The following is a 562-nucleotide window of genomic DNA, read 5'->3' on the forward strand; positions in this document are numbered from 1 at the left end:
CCTTTGTACGGGGCCCGCATTGGCATTCGTGGGAGCTGAACCGACAGGAGTTCAAGGCTCTAGGCGTTCAGCCCAAGAAGCTGAAGCTCGCGGTTGCTTTTACTCAGGCTCGGGAATTTGATGCCTGCTTGCGGTGGTACTGCAATGCTAGGAACATAGTGTTAGGTGCCCATAGCATCACTTACCCGGAGCGGGGGCTACTTCTGTGATCGAACCATCTGAAATTTACCCAATTCTCCAAGGTGCGTTCGAGGCATTCACGGAACGTGACAGCCTCTGCGTGCCGACGCACTGTATTTATCCGTCCGGCGAGTTTGTACGAGTCAACGTCTACGGAAGTGGTCAATCATTTGTCGTGTCGGACGAAGGTCGGGCCGTTCGAGAGATTGAACTCGTCGGCGAAGTCATTGAGTCTCCTGACAGTCTGATCAAGAGCACGCTGAAGCAGCTGGGAGTCACATCGCGAAATGGCGTGATCCGTAGCAGGAGCGTGAGTAGGGAAGAACTCCCGTTTGCGATTGCCTGCGTCGCTAATGCGTCCAAGGGGTCGTCTGAGTGGCTG

General features: G+C 55.0%; 1 protein-coding gene. It reads left to right on the top strand.

Annotation, left to right across the window (positions count from 1 at the left end):
• Positions 1–205 precede the first annotated feature (205 nt).
• Positions 206–562 (top strand): hypothetical protein (locus tag ACXJKH_RS21950; RefSeq protein WP_457322554.1); only part of this gene is annotated, 357 nt, incomplete at its 3' end.

This window comes from Stenotrophomonas sp. P5_B8 (genome assembly GCF_054049855.1).